The organism is Sulfitobacter pontiacus, from assembly GCF_040790665.1.
In the GTDB taxonomy this organism is placed as follows: Bacteria; Pseudomonadota; Alphaproteobacteria; order Rhodobacterales; family Rhodobacteraceae; genus Sulfitobacter; species Sulfitobacter pontiacus.
Window position 1 is genome coordinate 33,460 of the sequence record NZ_CP160851.1, and the last position, 18,108, is coordinate 51,567.

At 60.2% G+C, this 18,108-nt stretch carries 17 protein-coding genes; 3 read left to right on the forward strand and 14 right to left on the reverse strand.

Annotated elements, in window-relative coordinates; translation table 11 throughout:
• Window position 1 precedes the first annotated feature (1 nt).
• The 12 genes from AB1495_RS16490 to AB1495_RS16545 all read right to left on the reverse strand — a co-directional run bounded on the left by AB1495_RS16490 (window position 2) and on the right by AB1495_RS16545 (window position 12,621).
• Window positions 2–763 (reverse strand): ABC transporter ATP-binding protein, encoded by a 762-nt coding sequence (locus tag AB1495_RS16490; RefSeq protein ID WP_009824297.1) that lies wholly within the window; start codon window positions 761–763, stop codon window positions 2–4.
• Window positions 760–2,100: a branched-chain amino acid ABC transporter permease gene (locus tag AB1495_RS16495; protein WP_009824298.1), complete on the reverse strand. Its 1,341-nt coding sequence runs from the start codon at window positions 2,098–2,100 to the stop codon at window positions 760–762. The genes AB1495_RS16490 and AB1495_RS16495 overlap by 4 nt, the downstream gene beginning before the upstream one ends.
• Window positions 2,097–3,053, reverse strand: a complete 957-nt coding sequence (locus AB1495_RS16500; protein WP_005848848.1) for a branched-chain amino acid ABC transporter permease — start codon at window positions 3,051–3,053, stop codon at window positions 2,097–2,099. The genes AB1495_RS16495 and AB1495_RS16500 overlap by 4 nt, the downstream gene beginning before the upstream one ends.
• 78 nt (window positions 3,054–3,131) lie before the next feature.
• Window positions 3,132–4,379 carry a branched-chain amino acid ABC transporter substrate-binding protein gene (locus AB1495_RS16505; RefSeq protein ID WP_074636806.1) on the reverse strand — a complete coding sequence of 416 codons (1,248 nt, stop codon included), beginning with the start codon at window positions 4,377–4,379 and terminating at the stop codon, window positions 3,132–3,134.
• Between the two features lie 464 nt (window positions 4,380–4,843).
• Window positions 4,844–5,641 (reverse strand): IclR family transcriptional regulator, encoded by a 798-nt coding sequence (locus AB1495_RS16510; protein WP_074636808.1) that lies wholly within the window; start codon window positions 5,639–5,641, stop codon window positions 4,844–4,846.
• 1 nt (window position 5,642) lies between these two features.
• Entirely contained in the window at window positions 5,643–6,674 is a 1,032-nt protein-coding gene (locus AB1495_RS16515; RefSeq protein WP_074636810.1) for a phosphotransferase family protein, read from the reverse strand.
• Between the two features lie 12 nt (window positions 6,675–6,686).
• A complete protein-coding gene (locus AB1495_RS16520; RefSeq protein ID WP_074636811.1) occupies window positions 6,687–7,334 on the reverse strand; it encodes a histidine phosphatase family protein in 648 nt (215 codons plus the stop codon).
• Between the two features lie 6 nt (window positions 7,335–7,340).
• The gene (locus tag AB1495_RS16525; protein WP_074636812.1) at window positions 7,341–8,537 is read right to left on the reverse strand and encodes an acetyl-CoA C-acyltransferase; all 1,197 of its coding nucleotides are present in this window, start codon (window positions 8,535–8,537) and stop codon (window positions 7,341–7,343) included.
• Window positions 8,538–8,564: 27 nt separating this feature from the next.
• Window positions 8,565–9,491, reverse strand: coding sequence for an SDR family NAD(P)-dependent oxidoreductase (locus AB1495_RS16530; RefSeq protein WP_074636814.1), 927 nt, complete (start codon window positions 9,489–9,491; stop codon window positions 8,565–8,567).
• 9 nt (window positions 9,492–9,500) lie between these two features.
• Complete coding sequence (locus AB1495_RS16535; RefSeq protein ID WP_074636816.1) at window positions 9,501–10,322, reverse strand: SDR family oxidoreductase; 822 nt, start codon at window positions 10,320–10,322, stop codon at window positions 9,501–9,503.
• A gap of 3 nt (window positions 10,323–10,325) precedes the next feature.
• The gene (locus AB1495_RS16540) at window positions 10,326–11,441 is read right to left on the reverse strand and encodes an acyl-CoA dehydrogenase family protein (protein ID WP_235208564.1); all 1,116 of its coding nucleotides are present in this window, start codon (window positions 11,439–11,441) and stop codon (window positions 10,326–10,328) included.
• Window positions 11,442–11,445: 4 nt separating this feature from the next.
• Window positions 11,446–12,621: an acyl-CoA dehydrogenase family protein gene (locus AB1495_RS16545; protein WP_005849108.1), complete on the reverse strand. Its 1,176-nt coding sequence runs from the start codon at window positions 12,619–12,621 to the stop codon at window positions 11,446–11,448.
• A 124-nt stretch (window positions 12,622–12,745) separates the two neighbouring features.
• Here AB1495_RS16545 and AB1495_RS16550 point away from each other — a divergent pair, with 124 nt between their 5' ends.
• The 3 genes from AB1495_RS16550 to AB1495_RS16560 are packed head-to-tail and all read left to right on the forward strand — an operon-like array spanning window position 12,746 to window position 15,249.
• A complete protein-coding gene (locus tag AB1495_RS16550; RefSeq protein ID WP_074636819.1) occupies window positions 12,746–13,744 on the forward strand; it encodes an NADPH:quinone oxidoreductase family protein in 999 nt (332 codons plus the stop codon).
• Window positions 13,745–13,762: 18 nt separating this feature from the next.
• Window positions 13,763–14,767 carry an NADP-dependent oxidoreductase gene (locus AB1495_RS16555; protein WP_074636821.1) on the forward strand — a complete coding sequence of 335 codons (1,005 nt, stop codon included), beginning with the start codon at window positions 13,763–13,765 and terminating at the stop codon, window positions 14,765–14,767.
• Window positions 14,768–14,778: 11 nt separating this feature from the next.
• A complete protein-coding gene (locus tag AB1495_RS16560; RefSeq protein ID WP_005849103.1) occupies window positions 14,779–15,249 on the forward strand; it encodes a MaoC family dehydratase in 471 nt (156 codons plus the stop codon).
• A gap of 70 nt (window positions 15,250–15,319) precedes the next feature.
• Here AB1495_RS16560 and AB1495_RS16565 read toward each other — a convergent pair whose 3' ends face one another.
• Together AB1495_RS16565 and AB1495_RS16570 are read right to left on the reverse strand one after the other, a co-directional pair.
• Window positions 15,320–15,925: a hypothetical protein gene (locus AB1495_RS16565; protein WP_005849102.1), complete on the reverse strand. Its 606-nt coding sequence runs from the start codon at window positions 15,923–15,925 to the stop codon at window positions 15,320–15,322.
• Between the two features lie 3 nt (window positions 15,926–15,928).
• A complete protein-coding gene (locus AB1495_RS16570; RefSeq protein ID WP_074636823.1) occupies window positions 15,929–18,106 on the reverse strand; it encodes a xanthine dehydrogenase family protein molybdopterin-binding subunit in 2,178 nt (725 codons plus the stop codon).
• Between the last annotated feature and the right edge of the window lie 2 nt (window positions 18,107–18,108).

Consider the following 18,108-nt stretch of genomic DNA (forward strand, 5'->3'; position numbering starts at 1 on the left):
ATTAGTGTTCTGCCTCCAATGCGGCGCCCAGATAGGCTTCTTGTACGCGGGCGTCTGCACGCACCTCTTCGGGTTTTCCGGTGGCGATGATTTCGCCATAGACCAGCACCGAAATCCGGTCGGCGAGACCGAAGACCACGCTCATGTCATGTTCCACCATGATCAGCGTCTTGCCCGCGGTCACCTTGAGGATCAGGTCGGTGATATAGTCGGTTTCCGTATTGCTCATCCCCGCCGTCGGTTCGTCCAGCATGATGACATCGGCACCGCCCGCGATGGTGATCCCGATTTCAAGCGCGCGCTGTTCGGCGTAAGACAGGGTGCCCGCGGGCAGGTTGCGCCGTTCCAGCAGGTTGATCTGGTCAAGGATGCGGTCCGCGCCCTCGGTCAGTTCACGGGACCGGTTCACCAGATTCCAGAAGCTGTATTTATAGCCCTGCGACCACAAGAGCGCACAGCGCACGTTTTCAAACACGCTCATCGCCGGAAAGATGTTGGTGATCTGGAACGAGCGGCTTAGCCCCTTGCGGTTGATCTGGAAGGGTTCGAGCCCGGCCAGATCCTCTCCGTGCAGCTTTACCGTTCCAGCCGAAGGCGCAAACCGTGCGGTGATCAGGTTGAACAGAGTCGATTTCCCCGCGCCGTTCGGCCCGATCACGGCGTGACGTTCCGCCTTGCCGATGCTCAGGTCGATGCCGCGGATGATCTCGGCCTTGCCAAAGCTTTTCTTGAGGCCAGTCAGTTCAAGTGCGGGTGTGCTCATGACGCGCCTCCTGCTGTGTTTGCTTCACTCCATGCTTCTTTCAGTGCGGGTGCTGTGGCCTTGGCAATGCCAAGCCCGATCAGCGTTATCGCACCGGCCACCAGCCATGGCATCAGCGTGTGGCTGTCGAATGTGGTCCAGAAGACGGTCATTTCATTGTCACCCGTGGCCCCATGACGATAGTGGAACGTCATCTCGACCAGTGCCGCCAGCCCCATCAAACCGATTGCCGCCGGCAGCAGCGTCTTGAGATAGGGCATGATCAACGTCGATGCCTTGCCCAGCTTGAACACAGGCACATGCATCATCAGCAGACCTGCCAGACCACCGGGGAAGAACATCACCGTGGAGAGGAACAGGACGCCCGCATAAAAGGCCCAAAGCTCGGTCGACAGGCTCAGAACGGTTTGCAGCAGGGTAAAGGCGATGGCCCCGATGATCGGGCCAAAGAAGAACCCGACGCCGCCAAGGAATGTCACCAGCAGGATGATCCCTGACGAGGCGGTGTTGAGGTTTTCCTCGGTCAGGATTTCATAGTTGATCGCGAAAAGCCCACCGGACACGCCTGCAAAGAAGCCAGAGGCGACAAAGCTGTAGAAGCGGACCCACCGCGAGGAATAGCCGAGAAACTCTGCCCGTTCGGGATTGTCGCGCACCGCGTTCGCCATGCGACCCACAGGGGTGCGGCTCCAGAGGTACATCAGCGCGGCAGAGATCACGACCCAGCCAGCGGTCAGGTAATAGACCTCGATCTGTTGCAGGAATTCGACGCCAAAGAAGGGCTGCGCGTAGGTCCGGTCGCCGCTGATGCCTTCCTCGCCACCAAAGAACGCAACGATGATGACGGAACAGGCCGCGATCAATTCGCCCACACCCAGCGAGATCATGGCGAATACCGTGCCCGCGTTACGGGTCGAAAACGCGCCGACGATCATCGCCAAACCCATGCCGAAAAGACCACCAAACACCGGCAAGATCACCAGGGGAATGGTCGAGAAGAAATCGGACATGTTCATGATGTGCATACAGGCAAAGCCGCCCACACCGGCATAGACCGCATGGCCAAAGGACAGCATACCCCCCTGCCCGAGCAGCATGTTATAGGCCAGCGCGAAAACGATCGTGATCGACATCTGGTTCATGATCGTCAGTGCCGAATTATTGGTAAACACCATCGGCAGGATGGCCAGCACGACAGAGGCAATGACCCAGGGGGCCAATGTCAGCACCAGCGACCCTGACCGCATACGCTGCGCGGGTTTGGACGGGTCCGTGGTGATCTGCTCTTTCGGGCGGGCGCCTTTGGGAATGTCGGTTCTTGGATCTGAAACTGTCATGAGCTGCGCTTTCCGAAAAGACCTGCCGGGCGGAAGATGAGGATCAGCACCATCAGGATATAGGGCAAGATGTCGGCGATCTGCGGGCTCGTGAGGCTCCAGAAGTCGCGGAATATGCTGTCATCCAGGCTCTCGGGTTTAGAGATGCCAAGGCCGGTCAGGATATTCTCCATCTCGATGTTATAGGATTTGGCGAAGGTGGTGATCCAGCCGATCAAAAGCGACGCGATCAGCGCCCCCCAGAGCGACCCGAGGCCGCCGATCACGATGGTCACGAACACGATCGACCCAAGCACAAAGGCCATACCGGGGAATGTGCCAAGCACCGGTCCGGCAATCACACCGGCCACGCCGGCCAGCGCCGTGCCGACCCCGAAGACCCCCATAAAGATCAGCGGCACATTGTGGCCCAAGGCTTCGACCGTGCGCGGATAGCTCAGCGCGGCCTGAATGATCATGCCGACGCGGGTCTTGGTCAGCACGTAAAGCAGCCCGATAAAGATGCTGATCGAGATGAAGATCATGAAAATCTTATAGGCGGGGATCGAATTCCCCGAGATCGCAAACGCGGTAAAGTTCAACGCGTCAGGAATGGCGTAGGGCAGTTGGTTCTTGCCCCAGATGAATTGCACCAGTTCTTCGATCAACAGCGCCAGACCAAAGGTAAAGATCAGTTCGGGCACGTGTCCGTATTGGTGCACCCGGCGCAGGCCGTAGCGTTCAACCCCTGCCCCCATCACACCCACGACGAGCGGCGCGATCAGCAGCCCCATCCAGAAGCCGAGCGCAAGACTGATCTGGTAGGCGAAATAGGCACCAAGCATGTAAAAGCTGGCGTGAGCGAAGTTCAAAACACCCATCATCGAGAAAATTAGGGTCAGACCGGCGGAGAGCATGAACAACAGCAATCCAGTAACCAGCCCGTCGATGAGGTTGACGAGAATGAGGTCCATGAGGCCCCTCCAGTAGTGTGGTGGCAAGGTGCAAGAGGGGCCCGCCCGCCAGCGCAGGCGGACCCGAGAGAAATCGCCTTATTCGGGGCGCTTCATCTCGCAGGTTGTCGGGCTGTCCATCGACGCCATTTCGACGGTCGATTCAGTCACGACACCATACCCGGATTGGTCATAGTCAAAGTCCAGGTTGTCGTTTGTGTGGACGCCGACATGCATGTCCTGAATGATCTGGTGATCTTGCGGACGCATGAACAGTTTACCACCCCACATGCTGTCGTATTCCATACCTTCCAGTTTGCTGGCCACCGCGACCACATCTGTGGCGGAGCCCGCTTCGGTGATGGCCTGGGCCAGCATACCGATGGTGTTGAAGATACGGCTTTGGTCGATGTTGCCGTCTGGATACTTCTCAAGGAAGGCGTTGTAGGTGTCGCGCGCTTCTTCGGTGGCAATCGGGTTGATGCTGCCTTGCGAAATCAGGCGGATCTTGTCTTTGCCGCTTTCACCAAAGGCGGCCGTGATGCCGGAACCCGCAGCGTAATAGGTATAGATCGGCCCTTCGAACCCGTTGTCGATGATCGCCTTGCCGATGCCCAGCATGTCAGCGCCCCAGTTCCCGGTGATCACGGCATCCGCACCAGAGGATACAACCTTGCGCGCGTAGGGGGTAAAGTCTTTCACCTTGCCGATGGGGTGCAGTTCGTCACCGACGATCTCGATGCCGTCACCTTTCGCGCCCAGCATTTCATTGGCGGCGGCAGACACAGCCTTACCAAAGGAATAGTCCTGCCCGATGATGTAGACTTTCTTGATGTCCTTGTCCTGAACGATCACATCGGTCAGCGCGTCCATCTTGATGTCAGAGTTGGCGTCGAAACGGAAATGCCAGAAGTTGCATTTGTCGTTGGTCAGCGCAGGGTCCACAGCGGCATAGTTCAGGAACAGAACACGGCTGTCGGGGTTGCGGCGGTTGTGCTTGTCGATCGCTTCGGTCAATGCGTTCGCAACGCCAGAGGAGTTCCCCTGAACGATATAGCGCGCGCCTTGGTCAATCGCGACCTGAAGCTGAATAAGGGATTCTTTGGGGCTGACCTTGTTATCAAAAGGCAGCACTTCCATTTTTTGGCCGTCCAACAGACCGCCTTTGTCGTTTACCATATAATCAGCCGCGAATTCGAACTGATGCAGGCCATTGGTGCCCGTGCTTGCGAATGGACCGGACAGCGGGTCAATGAACGCGATCTTGATGTTTTCGGCAAAGGCTGCGCTCGCGCCAATGACCAAAGAAAGCGCGGAAACCGCGCCGTACTTAGCGATATTTTTCATTTTAATCCTCCCAAGGACGGCCCGGCGCTTTTAATGCGTTTTTTGGATTGCCAGACCTTGGGAAGAGCCTTGCATAATGCGATTTATTGTCAAGCGCCTCTATTCATAAGTTGCGAGCCTGCACCGTCGGTTATGCCATATATTGCGTGACGGTACGGGCAAAATCACCTGCGTGAAATTTTGCCCGCTGCCGTTTTTTGACGCAGGGTCAGAAATAAGCATTTGAAAATAAATGTATTAATGAATTGCACAAGATTGTGACGGCTGATCAGTTTTTACGCGGTGCCTGACAGATGTCCGCTGAACACTATTCAAAAAAAATTTGCGACGGCGGGTGCGATCCTGACAATTGTCATGGCGCCGCAGATGTGCCAATTCCAGCTACTGGAACGAAGCTGCTGGCCGCGGTGGTTGAAATCTATACGACCGGCCAAGTTGATTCTCCCGCCCCGCGGGTCCACACCCTAAAACCGGATGCTGATGGCTTGCGCCGCTGCCGACAAAAGCTGTGCATAGGTCGTTTCAAGCTGTCGTTTCTTCACGTGGAAAGCGGGACCGCCCACATTCAGCCCGTAAACCTGCGACCCGTTGGGCGAAAACACGGGCACCGCGATGCCGTTCACATCGGGACGCCAATCGCCATAGCTTGAACAAAATCCCTTGTCTGCAAACTCTGTCATCGCGGCGGCATAGCTGTCGCGCGCGCGGGTTTCGAACTCGGGCCCTTCGGCTGCAGCATAGCGGAACGCGCGGTCGCGGCTTTCGTCGGACATGCCGGTCAGGATTGCGCGACCAATGGCGGAATCAAACAGCGGCAGCCGTGACCCGACGCGAATTTGCAACGCGACATCCTCGCGCGAGCGTTTGGTTGCGATATAGACAACGTCCAGCCGGTGGACCTCTCCGATCGCGATGGTGACATAGGAATTGGGCCCGTCGCGCAGCTTGCGCATCTCTTCCTGCGCACGGTCGCCGATCTCCATACTCGACAGTACGCCAAAGCCAAGCTGCAGCACCCCTGCGCCCAGCCGATAGGTGCCGGTACGGGCGTCGGCGACAAGATAGTCCAGTTCCACCAGCGTATGGGTCAAGCGCGACACCGTCGCCTTGGGCAGCCCTGTCCGTTCGGAGAAATCCGTGTTGGTCAGGGCTGTTTCGTTTTCCCGAAAGCAGCGCAACACATCCAGCCCGCGGGCAAGCGCCGTGACGAAGTTTCTGTCCTTCGTCTCTGCCGGATCTGTCGCGAACTCGTTGGAGGCCATCTTACTTGCCTTCCAGCGCTTTAAGCCCGTTTTCCGCAAACACAGGGACATAGGCCCCGACCTTCATCGCCCGCTCGGGGTTAGAGGCATTGCCGTCCAGCGCGCGTTTCAACACGCCCTGAATGATTCCCGCCATGCGGAAGAAGCAAAAGGCGAGGTAGAAGCCAAAGTTGTCGATCCCGTCCAGCCCGCGGCGTTCGCAGTATTTGGCGATGAATTCGGCATCACTCGGCACGCCAAGCGCTGCGCGGTCCACACCGCCAAAGCCGCGCCCTTCGGTGCCCGCGGGCATTTGCCACTGCATGATAACGGCCGCAAGGTCAGCGTATGGGTGGCCAATGGTCGACAGTTCCCAGTCCAGAATGGCCAGACATTTGGTGCCGTCTTTCTCGAACATCATATTGTCGATGCGGTAGTCCCCATGCACCAGCGTGCGCTGCCCGTCATCGGCGGGGATGCTGGCGGTCAGCTTTTCGATCAGCTGGTTCATCGCGGGCAGGTCTTCGGTTTCGGACGCGCGGTATTGCTTGGTCCAGCGGGCGACCTGACGTTCATAATAGTTACCGGGGGGGCCGTAATCCGACAGACCCACCGCGTCGATGTCCACCTCGTGCAGGGCGGCAAGCACGCGGTTCATCTCGTCAATCACGCCGGCGCGGCCTGCCTTGTCCATGTCGGGCATGCGCGGGTCCATGAAGTTGCGCCCGTCGATATGATCCATGATGTAGAACGCCGACCCGATCACGTCATCGTCTTCGCACAGCAGGTGCATTTTCGACACGGGCACATCGGTATCCTGCAACGCCTTTTGCACGCGGAACTCACGATCAACCGCATGGGCGGATTTCAACAGAACCCCCGGCGGTTTGCGACGCAGCACATAGTTACGCGACGGGGTTTTCAGCAGGAACGTCGGGTTGGACTGACCGGCCTGGAACTTGGAGACCTCAAGCGGGCCTTCAAAGCCCTCAAGATGTTTTTCCAGATAGGCGCTGACCTTCGGAATATCGAGTGTCTGGGTGTCTGTGCTCATGGCTACCGTTCCTTAACTATAGGTCAGCATGTCAGCAGTCTCGGCTGACATCAGATGCGGGGTCGCGTTGAATTCATGCAGGAAAAACGCGGATTTGGTGAAGACGAATTTGGTGATGGATGTGTTCTTGATCTGCAGGTTCAATGTCATCATCATTTTATGCGGCGCGCCAAGAGACGCGGCCGTCAGCTGCCCGATCACTCCACCGGAGCTTACGGCAAGCACGCGCTCCGCCCCTTCGGCACAGGCGATCAGACGGGCGGCTTCCACGCGGTCGGTGAAATTGGCCCATGTCTCGGCGGGGCCTTCGATCTCGTCTGCCTGCCACTGAAAGACGGTTTCGCGCAGGGTACGGAAATGCACCTTGCGGTCGCCCTTGACCAGGTCGGGAACGGCCCCTTTATAGCGCGCGTCCAGCAGGTTCTGAAAATCATATTCATTCAGGCCCGGGTGGGTGTCGCCTGCCTCGAATCCCATCGAGGCAAGCGTTTCTTTCTGACGGGTCAGGGTGCCGGTGATTGTCCGGTCCGGCACCCAGCCGGTATCGCGGAGCAACTGGCCGACGGCCTCGGATTGCCGGTGCCCGAGGTCCGACAACTTGTCATAGTTGTCAGCCCCAAAAGACGCCTGACCGTGGCGGATGACCAGTAGCTCTCCCATGATGGTTTACAGAACCTCAAAGAGGCCAGCAGCACCCATGCCGCCGCCAACACACATGGTGCAGACAACGTATTTGGCACCGCGACGCTTGCCTTCGATCAGCGCGTGACCAACCATGCGCGCGCCGGACATGCCGTAGGGGTGACCGATAGAGATCGCGCCGCCGTCGACGTTCAACAGCTCGTCCGGGATGCCCAGCTTGTCGCGCGATGCGATCACCTGACAGGCAAAGGCCTCGTTCAGTTCCCACAGACCGATGTCTTCGATCTTGAGCCCGTGCGCTTCCAGCAGCTTTGGCACGGCATAGATCGGGCCGATACCCATCTCATCGGGCTCGCAGCCTGCGGCCATCACGCCAACGTAGCGACCTAGTGGCTGAAGGCCGCGACGTTCGGCTTCTTTCGCTTCCATGACCACAGCGGCGGAGGCACCATCGGACAGCTGCGAGGCGTTGCCCGCAGTGATGAACTTGCCTTCGGGCAGGTGGATGCCGTCTTTGAACACGGGCTTCAGACCGGCAAGGCTTTCCGCCGTGGTGCCGGGGCGGTTGCCCTCGTCTTTTTCCAAGGTGACTTCGTGCTTGGAAATCTCTTTGGTTGCTTTGTCCTGCACCATCATCGTGGTGGTCATCGCGACGATCTCGTCGTCAAAGCGGCCAGCCTCTTGCGCTTGGTGCGTCAGCTCTTGGCTGCGCGCCGCGTATTCGTCCTGTGCTTCGCGGCTCACGTTATAACGCTCTGCCACGTTTTCGGCTGTTTCCAGCATGGTCATGTAGATTTCGGGCTTGTTCTGCTTGAGCCACGGGTCGGCGCTGACGCGCATCTCTGGCGTTTGCACGAGGGAGATGCTGTCGACACCGCCGCCGATGACAATGTCCATCCCGTCGGTGATCACCTGCTTGGCCGCGGTGGCGATTGCCATCATGCCGGATGCGCACTGACGGTCCAGCGACATGCCTGCAACGGTCACGGGCAGACCTGCGCGGATGGCGGCCTGACGCGCGATGTTGCCGGCCTGATGCCCCTGCTGCAAAGCGGACCCGATGACACAGTCGGAGATTTCCGACCCGTCAAGACCGGCGCGCTTCACGGCGTTCTCGATGGCGTGGGCGGCAAGCGCCTGTGGTGTGGTGGCGTTGAACGCACCGCGATAGGCTTTGCCGATCGGGGTACGGGCGGTGGATACGATTACTGCGTCACGCATGGTGATCTCCCTTTGAAAGTTCGTCTGTTAGCCCCAATCCAGATCAAGACCCTGGGCCTTGGCTGCATTGAGCGCGTATTTCTTCGTTTGACTAAAGGCATCGGTCAGCTCTTGCTGGCGGCCTGCGTCGGTGATTTTGTCGAAAGCGGATGCGACACCTTCAGGGGTATTCTCGTCGCCGGTCAAGGTCACGCCTTCCGTTTCGTAAATACGGGTCTGGGCAAAGCCACCCGCCCCTGCCCCAAGGATCACACGGCTGGGGCCGTCCTCGCTGACGAGGTACAGCAGGCCGGGGGTAATCGTTTCGGGGGCCAGCAGGGCTTGGGCCTGCTCAGGCAGCAGGTCGGCGGTCATCCGCGTGGCCGCTGTGGGGGCCAGCGTGTTGACACGGATATTGTCGCGCGCGCCTTCCAGATGCAGCACGTTCATCAGCCCCATCATCGCCGCTTTGGCCGCACCGTAGTTGGATTGACCAAAGTTGCCATACAGCCCCGAGGCCGAGGATGTCAGCACAATGCGTCCGTATTTCTGTTCGCGCATGATCGGCCAGCAGGCATGGGTCACATTGGCAGACCCGATCAGATGCACGTCGACGACCTTGCGAAAATCAGACATCTCCATCTTGGAAAACGTCTTGTCCCGCAGGATGCCTGCGTTGTTCACCAGAATGTCGATGCGGCCCCAGGCGTCCATGACCTGCGTGACCATATCCTTGACACCGGCCTCGTCCGAGACATCACAGCCATGCGCCATCGCCTCGCCGCCCGCGTCGCGGATTTCCTGCGCGACGGCTTCGGCAGCCGCCGACGAAGACCCTTGCCCGTCGGTTGTCACGCCCAGATCATTGACCATAACCTTTGCACCGCGTGCCGCGAGGCCAAGCGCATGGCTACGCCCTAGGCCCGTGCCCGCGCCGGTGACAATAGCGACGCGGTTGTCAAAACGAATATCCATCATCGCCCCTTAGTGCAGTGCTTGTTCAAAGATGTTCGGTCCGCTCATCACATTGATGCCGCCGCTGACGGGGACAATCGCGCCGGTGATATAGGCACCGCCCTTGCCACAAAGAAACAACATGCAGCCCGCGATATCCGTATCGGTTCCGACGCGGCGCAGGGGGACGTCTTCGCCCACCTTGCTGCGCATATCCTCGTCATGGGTCGCAAAGGCGGTCATCCGCGACACGAAGGGTCCGGGGGCCAATGCGTTCACAGTGATCGCGTCACCGGCCAGTTCCTTGGCGAGGATCTTGCTCAGGTGGATCACAGCGGCTTTCGAGGCAGAGTAGCTGTAGGCGCCATCGCCCATCTCGCGTTCGCCCATCACCGACCCGACGTTCACCACCCGCGCCGGATCGTCGATCGTCGCGTTTGCCTTGAGCAGCGGCAGCAGCTTTTGCGTCAGATCAAACAGACCCGCGACGTTCACGTCCATGACCTTGCCCCAGGCCTTGAACGGAAAGTCACCCAAAGGTGCGCCCCAAGTGATACCCGCGTTGTTCATCAAAATATCGAGGCTCTCGGTGCGGTCCTTTACGGCTGCGACCATTGCATCGACACCTTCCTCGGTGCCGACATCGCCTGCGAACCCCTCGGCAGAGCCAGAGGCCCCGAGCGCGTTCAGTTCTTTCGCTACGGCCTCGCAGGCCTCTCCCTTACGGCTGGCGATCAGCACGCGCGCACCGGCACGCACCAGTGCCTCGGCGGCCATACGGCCAATCCCGGTCGCCCCGCCTGTGACCAGCGCGGTTTTACCCTCTAGACCGAAAAGTGTTTGAATATCCATGCCTTAGAACCCTCTGTGCTTGGCGACTTGGGCAGCGTGATAGCCGTAGTCCCCGAGCCATTCTGCACCCACACGGGCGCGTTTCATATAAAAACCGATGTCAAAGGCGTCCGTCATGCCGATCCCGCCATGCATCTGCACTCCTTCGATCACCGCCAGCTTGGCGGTCGATGTCGCACGGGCCTTGGCGAGCGATACGGCCATCGTTGCATTGTCGGGGTCTTCGTCCAGCTTGCGCCCTGCGTGCAACACGGCAGAGGCGGTGACTTCCGTCTCGCACCACAGATGGGCGGCGCGATGTTGCAAGGCCTGGAAGGTGCCGATCAACGTGCCGAACTGCTTGCGTTCTTTCAGGTAGCCCACGGTCATGCCAAAGGCGCCCGCAGCAACGCCCGCCATCTCGGCGGCGAGGGCGGCCTGCCCTGCCTCGATCGCGGGTTTCAGCACGGTCATGGCGTCATCGACCTGACCCAACACATCGTCGCCCGTCGCTTCGACGTTATCAAAATCGATCCGCGCGGAATCGCGTGCGTCGATCATGTTCTGCGCGTTGCGTGTGATGCCTGCGCGGTCTGCGGGAATGTCGAACAGGGTCAGCCCGTTGTCGGTCTTGGCCAGCACCAGCAACCGGTCCGCCAAAGCACCATCGACGACAAAGGTCTTCTTGCCCGTCAGGCGAAAACCATTGCCTTCCGCCGTGGCGGTCATTGCCGTGGCATCCGGGTTGAACTTCGATGTTTCATCCACCGCCAAGGCATAGGTCGCGTCGCCGCTGGCAATCTTGGCCAGCGCGGCCTCGGCGCGCGCATCGCTGACGTGGCGCAGGGCTGTCGCCGCGATCACTGCCGTCGACAGAAAGGGGCTGACGGCCAGCGTCTTGCCCATTTCCTGCGCCAGAATACCCGCAGCGGCATGGCCCATATCAACGCCACCGGCACTTTCAGGGACCAGCACACCGGCCCATCCCATCGCGGCCATCTCTTTCCACATCTTCGCGTCATGGGTCTGCCCGGCATCGCGCAAGTCACGGAACGCTTTGACGGGAGCGGATTTATCAAGAAAACCGCGCGCCGAGTCGGCCAGCATGGTTTCGTCTTCTGTTAATACTAGTTTTACCATGATCTTACCCCGGAAGCCCAAGCACGCGGCGGGAGATAATGCTCAGCATCACCTCGCTCGTGCCGCCTTCGATTGAATTGGCCTTAGTCCGCAGCCAGTCCGCGGGACGGTTGCCCAAAGGCCCGTCCCATTCCAGCGCGTCGCTGCCGCCAGCGGCCATCAGCAATTCGTGGCGCTGCATGTTCAGCTCTGTGCCCATGTATTTCAGCATCGCCGAGGCATCCCCCGCGCCAGTGCCGGCCTCGGCCTGATCCTTGTAGCGTTCCAGCGTGAGGCCAATGGCAAGCGCGTCCACCTCGCAGCGCATCGCATCGGCGCGCAGCACGGTGTCCATCTCTTGCCCCTCGGCCAGAGACTCATTCAGCACCGCCCCAAGCGCACGACCGCCCGATAGGCCCTGCCCCCCGCCCGAGATCATCTCGCGCTCGTGGGTCAGCAGGTATTTCGCCACGTCCCAACCGCGGTTCTCTTCGCCGACGATCCGGTCCTTGGGCACCTTCACATTGGTAAAGAACGTCTCGCAGAAGACCGACGCGCCGGAGATCAGCTTGATCGGGCGGGTCTCGACGCCTGCGTCTTCCATGTCGATCAGTAGAAAGGAGATACCCTTGTGCTTGGGCGCGTCACGATCCGTACGGATCAGCGCGAAAATCCAGTCGGCTTTATCGGCGTAGGAGGTCCAGATTTTCTGACCGTTTACCAGCCAATGATCGCCCTTGTCCTCGCCTTTGGTCTGGACACTGGCCAGATCCGACCCGGCCCCCGGCTCGGAATAGCCCTGACACCAGCGGATTTCACCGCGGGCGATCGGGGGCAAATAATGCAGTTTCTGTTCATGCGTGCCAAAGTGCAGCAAGGCGGGCCCAAGCATCCAGATGCCAAAGCTTTGCAACGGGTTGCGCGCCTCGATCCGGTCCATCTCTTCTTTGAAGATCTTTTCCTGCGCGCGGTTCATCCCCGCCCCGCCGTATTCGACGGGCCATGTGGGCACGGTATAGCCCTTGGACGCGGCGCGCTCCATCCAGACGCGTTGCGCGTCGGATTCGAACTCAAAATTCTTGCCACCCCAGCATATCGATGCTTCACTCGGCTCACCGCCGCGCATTTCGGCCGGGCAGTTTGCCTCGAGCCAATCGCGCAGCTCCGCGCGGAAACCCTCCAGTTCCTGTTCGGACTGCATCTTTTCTCCCCCCTCGTTTTGCGAACTCCAATTCCGCACTGCAAAATTGCATTTCGAAATTCGATTGACAAGACAGTTTCTGAACGCGCCTATTGCTTTGCAAATCTAGAGGAGGAATGACCCGATGAAAGCCATGCTTAGCACTGCCCCCGGCGGCCCCGAAACGCTGGAACTGACAGAGATGCCACAGCCTGAACCGAAGAAAGGTCAGGTGCGTATTCGCATCCGCGCAGCGGGGCTGAACTTCCCTGACACCTTGATTATCAAGGATCTTTACCAGATGAAGCCGCCCCGTCCCTTCGCGCCGGGTGGCGAGGTTTCAGGCGATGTGGACGCCGTGGGAGAGGGCGTTTCCAACGTTGCTGTGGGCGACCGGGTGCTGGCGATGACCGGCTTTGGCGGCTTTGCGACAGACATCATTGTGGACGCGGAACGGGTGCTGAAGATCCCCGATGCGATGCCATATGACGAAGCGTCATGTCTGGTGCTGACCTATGGCACCTCCCATCACGCGCTGAAAAACCGCGCCGAAATCCAGCCCGGCGAATCCTTGCTGATCATGGGCGCTGCGGGCGGCGTTGGCGTGGCCGCGATCGAACTGGCGAAAGCCGCCGGTGCCCGTGTGATCGCTGCCGTATCGTCGGAAGACAAGGCGCAGTTCTGCCGTGATCTGGGCGCGGACGAGACGATCATCTACAGCCGCGACATGGATGACCGTGCGACGCAGAAAGCCTTCTCGGACGAGATCAAGAAGCTGTCGGGCGGTGAGGGTGTCGATGTGGTTTATGACGCCGTGGGCGGCGCCTATGCCGAACCCGCCGTACGCGCCCTGGCGTGGAAAGGCCGCTATCTGGTCGTGGGCTTCCCTGCCGGTATCCCCAAGATCCCGTTGAACCTGACGCTGCTTAAGGGCTCCCAGATCATGGGTGTTTTCTGGGGCGCGCATACGGCCCGTGAACCCAAGGTACATGCCGAAAACATGGCCGATCTGTTCCGTATGTATGCGGGTGGCCAGATCAAGCCGCGCATCTCTGCCCGCTATCCACTGGAAAAAGCCGCCGACGCTCTCAACCTGATGCAGGACCGTAAGGTGCAGGGCAAAGTGGTGTTGGATGTTCAATAAGCAGATAGGACGTTCAAAATGACCAACACACAGATTGTCATCGCAGAGCTGCCCAGCGATTCGCTGACGCCTGCGCATTTCAAACAGACCACCGCGGATATGCCCGTGGCGGGCGACGGTCAGGTGCTGCTCAAGGTGATCCTGATGTCCATCGACGCGGCCAACCGGTCATGGATGAAAGGCGCGACCTATCGCGCGGCGGTCAACGCCGGTGATGCCATGCCGACCTACGCCATCTGCGAGGTCGTCGAAAGCAACAGCGACCGTCTGGCCGTTGGCGATATCGTCGCGTCTGAAGCAACGTGGTCGAACTTCGTCGTCGCCGACGCGCGCAAGTGCGAGAAGCTGCCAAAGGTGCCGCAGCTGTCGAACCTGATGTCCGTTTACGGCATCGCGGGCAAAACCGCCTATCACGGGCTGATCTCTGTCGGTCAACCGGTTGCGGGTGAAACCGTGTTGGTGTCGGCAGCCGCAGGGTCGGTCGGCGGTTATGTCGGCCAGATCGCCAAGGCGCTTGGCTGTCGGGTCGTGGGCATCGCGGGCGGAGCGGAGAAATGCACATGGGTGACGGAGGAATTGGGCTTTGACGCCTGCATCGACTACCGCGCCCCCGGCATGTCCAAAGCCCTGCGTGCTGCCTGCCCCGACGGGGTGGATGTCTATTTCGACAACGTCGGCGGCACCGTGCTCGAGGCCGCGTTGTTCGCGATGAACGAAAAGGGCCGCATAGTCTGCTGTGGTGCTGTCAGCCAATATGACACCGAAACCCCCACCGGTCCGCGCAACCTGCCCGGTCTGGTCGTGGTCAAACGTCTGCGGATGGAAGGCTTTATCGTGATGGACTGGACCCAGAATGACGCCAAGGCGCTGCGCGCGTTACGGACCTGGGTCGAGGCGGGGCAGATCAAGGTGACCGAGGACATCGTCGACGGATTGGAAAACGCGCCACAGGCGCTGATCGGCCTGCTGGCCGGTGAGAACAAGGGCAAGCGCATGGTGCGTGTTGCCGCGGACCCATCCTGAAGGAGTATCCCATGTCTGCATTGAAAGAGGCACTTGCCCATAGTGAAACGCTGATCGGGACCGAGGTCGGGGTCTCTGACTGGATCACGGTGGATCAAGAGATGATCGACCAATTTGCCAAAACCACCCACGACATGCAGTGGATTCACATCGACCCTGAACGCGCCGCTGCGGAAACGCCCTTTGGCGGGACGATTGCGCATGGGTTCCTGACCTTGTCGCTGGCGAGTCGCTTTGCCTATGATTGCTTTAACATGATGCCCGGACAGGTGATGGGCATCAACTATGGCATGAACAAGCTGCGGTTCCTGACTCCGGTCAAGGCGGGGTCGCGGCTGCGCGGGCGGTTCACGCTGCAAAAGGTTACGGCGCGCAACGCCACCGATATGCTGCGCGAGAACCTGCTAACGATCGAGATCGAAGGCGTCGAGACACCCGCGATGGTCGCCGAATGGTTGGGGCTGGCGGTTTTCAAAGACTAACCCCCCACACCAGCGCAAAGACAAAGGGCCGCGCATCCCTGCGCGGCCCTTTGCTATTTCGTCACCTCGGTTATCCCGCGGGACAGGCGGCACCCGTCTCGATCCAGGCCTTGGTCAGCTCGCCAAAAATCTCCTGACTGCCGGGTGCGGGCTCGCGCCCCTCGCCCGGATGCCACCCCCAGCCGACCAGACCGTCTTCGGCGTTATGCTCGTGCAGCTCTTCCAGCGTCTTACCGCCATTGCGTTCCTCGTCCTTGATCTGGGCACAGATTTCGGCGGCGGATTTGCCGATCCACCCCATCTCAATCGGGGCCAGCTGCCAAGGGGTATGCCCCGGAATCGACCCGCCCCCCGCGGCAAAGGTAAAGTTCTGTTCGCCATGACAGGTGTTGCAGCGCATGCCGGGCGCGCCAAAGTCCGCCTCTCCGCGTACCACGGGGGGTTCGTGCATCTGCATGTCCATCCCTTGGCGTGGGGAGTTATCGACGGGGTGGCAATTCAGGCAGCGTGGATGCCCGATCACCACCATCATTTCCTCGAAAAGCGCGGTGGAGCGTTCTGCTTCCCCCTCGATCGCGTCAAATTCGTCAACCGTGCGCAGACCGTTGACGGTTTCTGCCATGACAGGGCCCGCCATCAGCGCAGTGATGGCCATGATGTTCAGCGTATTTTTCATGACTTACACTCCTACAGATTTGGTAAAGGGCAGTTTGGTAACAGCTTGCCCCGTCAGGGCACGCCACGCGTTTGCAACTGCCGGACCGACGGGTGGCAGGCCCGGTTCGCCGATACCGGTGGGGTCGTTATCGCTTTGCACGATAGCGACCTCTACCTGGGGCATCTCGTTGATGCGCAGCATGCGGTAGGTGTCAAAGTTGCGTTCCATGATGGTACCGCCTTCGCCAAGGGTGACCTCGTCGAACAGCACCGATCCCAGACCATAGCCCGCCCCGCCTTCGATCTGGGCGCGGATGACATTGGGGTTCACGGCGACGCCACAGTCAACGGCGCACCAGATTTTGTGCACCTTGGGAAAGCCGCCCTGATCCGAGACTTCGACGATCTGGGCCACATAGGTGTTAAAGCTTTCGTGCACAGCAACGCCGTAGGCACGATCCCCCTTCACCTTGGTGCCGTCCCAACCCGCCAGCGCGGCCACTTTCTCCAACACGCCACGGTCGCGACCGGCGTCGCCTTTCATCAGATCCAGACGCCCCTGAACGGGGTCTTTGCCCCCTGCTTCAAGCAGTTGATCCAGAAACACCTCGGTCGCGTAACCCGTATGCGAATGGCCAACCGACCGCCACCAGAGCACGGAGACGGGGCTGTCCTGCCGGACCCAATCCACCTTCAGCGCGGGCAGGTCGTAGGGCATCTTGGTGGCCCCCTCGTAGGACGTGGGGTCCATGCCGTCTTTCATCATGCCTTCCATCGGACCACCGGCCATGATGGATTGGTTCACCACCACGTCATGCCACCCGACGATATTGCCGTCCTCGTCCAGACCGCCCTTCATCTTATGCACGGTCAGCGGGCGGTAATAGCCGCCGATCATGTCGTCCTCGCGCGTCCAAAGCAGTTTCCACGACCCGTTGCCACCCGCGGCTTTCGCGATCTCGGCGACTTCGGCGGCGACATGGGCCGTGGGCTGCGCGCGGCGGCCAAAGCTGCCTCCCGCGAACATCACGTTGATCTGCACATCCGATGGATCGACCCCCAAGGTGGCGGCCAGCGTTGGCTTGTCGAGCGACGGGAATTGCGAGCCCATCCAAAGCTCCGCCTTGCCGTCCGTGACCTCGAGCACGGCGTCCAGCGGTTCAAGCGCGGCATGGGCAAGATAGGGAAAGTGGAACTCCGCCTCGATCACCTGCGCGGCCCCGTCGATCCCCGCCATGGCATCGCCAACCTCTTCCGCGGCACGACCGCCTTCGGCAGCGGCACGCGAGAAATCCGCATAGATCTGCGCGCTCGACCGGGTTTCGGCTTTGCTGTCATCCCATGTCACCTGCAATGCTTCGCGCCCTTTAAGCGCGGCACCGGTGGTCTTGGCATAGACCGCGACCCCTTGCGGGATTTCACGTACCGCGATGACACCCGGCACCTTCAGCGCGTCGGTATCGTCAAAGCTGGCGACAACGGCGCCCATCTTATGGGGGTGCGCCACGACGACCGTTTCCATCCCCTCGCGGTAGACATCCATCGTGTATTCGGCCTGACCGGTTGTCTTGGCATGGGTGTCCAGCTTGGGCACATCGGTGCCGATCAGGATAAAATCCTTGGCCTCTTTCAGCTTGGGTTCGGCGGGGGCGGTCATGGTTGCGGCTTTTTCAGCGAAGGCGCCAAAGCCTGCCTCGGTCCCGTTGGGGTGGGATATCCGCCCTTTCGAGATCGTGATCTCGGACGCGGGCACGCCCCATTCGGCGGCGGCGGCATCAACCAGCATCGCGCGGGCGGCGGCACCGGCCTTGCGCATCTGCATATAGCTGTTCGCCATCGCGGTGGACCCGCCTGTGCCCTGCAACCCGAACAGCGTGTTGGCATAAAGTTCGTCATTGGCAGGCGCACTTTCGGCACGCATCTGCGACCAGTCGGCATCCAGTTCCTCGGCCACGAGGGTCGCAAGGCCGGTGTTCGGCCCTTGCCCGAATTCGATATGTTTGATCAGCACCGTCACCGTGTCATCGGGGGCGACACGAACAAAGGCGTTCGGCGCGAATGTGGCCGGATCGGCCGCCGGGTCAAAGGCGGTCGCGGCACCGGACTGGGCGCGCGATTTTTCGGGTAGAACAACGCCGATCACCAGTCCGGCAGAAGCGGTAGACAGAAAACCGCGGCGAGAAAGATTAAGATTGGTCATGG

What these genes read in the sequence shown, in the direction of transcription:
- AB1495_RS16490 (WP_009824297.1), bottom strand. Translation starts at nt 763, where the DNA reads ATGAGCACACCCGCACTTGAACTGACTGGCCTCAAGAAAAGCTTTGGC.
- AB1495_RS16495 (WP_009824298.1), bottom strand. Translation starts at nt 2,100, where the DNA reads ATGACAGTTTCAGATCCAAGAACCGACATTCCCAAAGGCGCCCGCCCG.
- AB1495_RS16500 (WP_005848848.1), bottom strand. Translation starts at nt 3,053, where the DNA reads ATGGACCTCATTCTCGTCAACCTCATCGACGGGCTGGTTACTGGATTG.
- AB1495_RS16505 (WP_074636806.1), bottom strand. Translation starts at nt 4,379, where the DNA reads ATGAAAAATATCGCTAAGTACGGCGCGGTTTCCGCGCTTTCTTTGGTC.
- AB1495_RS16510 (WP_074636808.1), bottom strand. Translation starts at nt 5,641, where the DNA reads ATGGCCTCCAACGAGTTCGCGACAGATCCGGCAGAGACGAAGGACAGA.
- AB1495_RS16515 (WP_074636810.1), bottom strand. Translation starts at nt 6,674, where the DNA reads ATGAGCACAGACACCCAGACACTCGATATTCCGAAGGTCAGCGCCTAT.
- AB1495_RS16520 (WP_074636811.1), bottom strand. Translation starts at nt 7,334, where the DNA reads ATGGGAGAGCTACTGGTCATCCGCCACGGTCAGGCGTCTTTTGGGGCT.
- AB1495_RS16525 (WP_074636812.1), bottom strand. Translation starts at nt 8,537, where the DNA reads ATGCGTGACGCAGTAATCGTATCCACCGCCCGTACCCCGATCGGCAAA.
- AB1495_RS16530 (WP_074636814.1), bottom strand. Translation starts at nt 9,491, where the DNA reads ATGGATATTCGTTTTGACAACCGCGTCGCTATTGTCACCGGCGCGGGC.
- AB1495_RS16535 (WP_074636816.1), bottom strand. Translation starts at nt 10,322, where the DNA reads ATGGATATTCAAACACTTTTCGGTCTAGAGGGTAAAACCGCGCTGGTC.
- AB1495_RS16540 (WP_235208564.1), bottom strand. Translation starts at nt 11,441, where the DNA reads ATGGTAAAACTAGTATTAACAGAAGACGAAACCATGCTGGCCGACTCG.
- AB1495_RS16545 (WP_005849108.1), bottom strand. Translation starts at nt 12,621, where the DNA reads ATGCAGTCCGAACAGGAACTGGAGGGTTTCCGCGCGGAGCTGCGCGAT.
- AB1495_RS16550 (WP_074636819.1), top strand. Translation starts at nt 12,746, where the DNA reads ATGAAAGCCATGCTTAGCACTGCCCCCGGCGGCCCCGAAACGCTGGAA.
- AB1495_RS16555 (WP_074636821.1), top strand. Translation starts at nt 13,763, where the DNA reads ATGACCAACACACAGATTGTCATCGCAGAGCTGCCCAGCGATTCGCTG.
- AB1495_RS16560 (WP_005849103.1), top strand. Translation starts at nt 14,779, where the DNA reads ATGTCTGCATTGAAAGAGGCACTTGCCCATAGTGAAACGCTGATCGGG.
- AB1495_RS16565 (WP_005849102.1), bottom strand. Translation starts at nt 15,925, where the DNA reads ATGAAAAATACGCTGAACATCATGGCCATCACTGCGCTGATGGCGGGC.
- AB1495_RS16570 (WP_074636823.1), bottom strand. Translation starts at nt 18,106, where the DNA reads ATGACCAATCTTAATCTTTCTCGCCGCGGTTTTCTGTCTACCGCTTCT.